This is a genomic window from Pseudomonas sp. ES4, from assembly GCF_050586665.1.
Taxonomy (GTDB): Bacteria; Pseudomonadota; Gammaproteobacteria; order Pseudomonadales; family Pseudomonadaceae; genus Aquipseudomonas; species Aquipseudomonas frederiksbergensis.
In genome coordinates this window covers 1-1,185 of record NZ_JBOBDO010000058.1, presented here as the reverse complement: position 1 = coordinate 1,185, position 1,185 = coordinate 1, and the positions used below count along the sequence as shown (strand labels likewise).

Below are 1,185 nucleotides of genomic sequence, written 5' to 3'. Positions count from 1 at the left end.
AATACCAGCGCAACGCCCAGGGCGACATCACCGAAGCGAGCGACCCCGACGGCCAGGTCAGCCACTATTACTACGACGACAAAGGGCAACTGCTGTCGATCTGCTACCCGGACACCAGCCGGCACGTGTTCGTCTGGAACGCCCTGGGGCAACTGCTCGAAGAGACCTTGCCGGACGGCGGTCGGCGGCGCTTTTCCTACGACGCGCTGGGGCGGCAGCTTACCCGTCAGGACGAACATGGCGCCGTCACCCGCTACCACTGGGATGCCGTGGGCCGACTGCTCCAGACCATATTGCCTACCGGCGCCAGCCGCGCGTTCAGCTACAACGCCTACGGCAAGATCACCGCCGAACGCGATGAACTGGGCCGCATCACCCGCTACGAATACCTCGACGACCTGCACCTGGTCAGCCGCCGCCTTAACCCCGACGGCACTCAGCTGCAGTACCGCTACGACAACGCCCAGCTGTTGCTCACGGCAATCGAAAACGAATCCGGCGAAACCTATCGCCTGGACTACACGCCCAACGGCTTGATCCGACAGGAAACCGGCTTCGACGGCCAACGCACGGCGTACGCCTACGACCTCAATGGCCAGTTGCTGGAGAAAACCGAGTTCGGCGACGACGGCTCGCAGCGGCTGACTGCTTACCAGCGGGATTCGGCCGGACGCCTGCGGGTCAAAACCCTGCCCGACGGCACCCAGGTTGAATACCGCTACGACCGCCTCGGCCGACTGGTCAGCGTCGACGACGGCCACGACCATCCGCTGGAATTCGAATACGACCCGCAGGACCGCTTGATCACCGAGCATCAGGGCTGGGGCACATTGCGTTATGGCTACGACGCCTGCGGCCAACTGAATCGCCTGCGCCTGCCGGACGGCAGCAAACTCGATTACCACCACGCCCGGGGCGGCGCGCTGACCGCGATCGACCTCAACGGCGCGCGGCTCAGCGAGCACCAATTCGCCTTCGGCCGCGAACAGCAACGCCAGCAGGGGCAGTTGCTCAGCGAATATGCCTACGACGATCAGGGCCGCTTGAAGGCCCACGCGGTCAGCCAACAGCACCAAGCGCTGTATCGCCGCGACTATGCCTACAGCGCCAACGGCAACCTCGACTACATTGCCGACACCCGCCACGGCCAACGCAGTTACCACTACGACCCGCTCAACCGCCTGA

At 64.4% G+C, this 1,185-nt stretch carries 1 pseudogene; it reads left to right on the top strand.

From position 1 onward, the window contains the following. Window positions 1–1,185 (top strand): annotated as a pseudogene (locus tag ACQ4OB_RS27815) (type IV secretion protein Rhs); the annotation flags it as partial.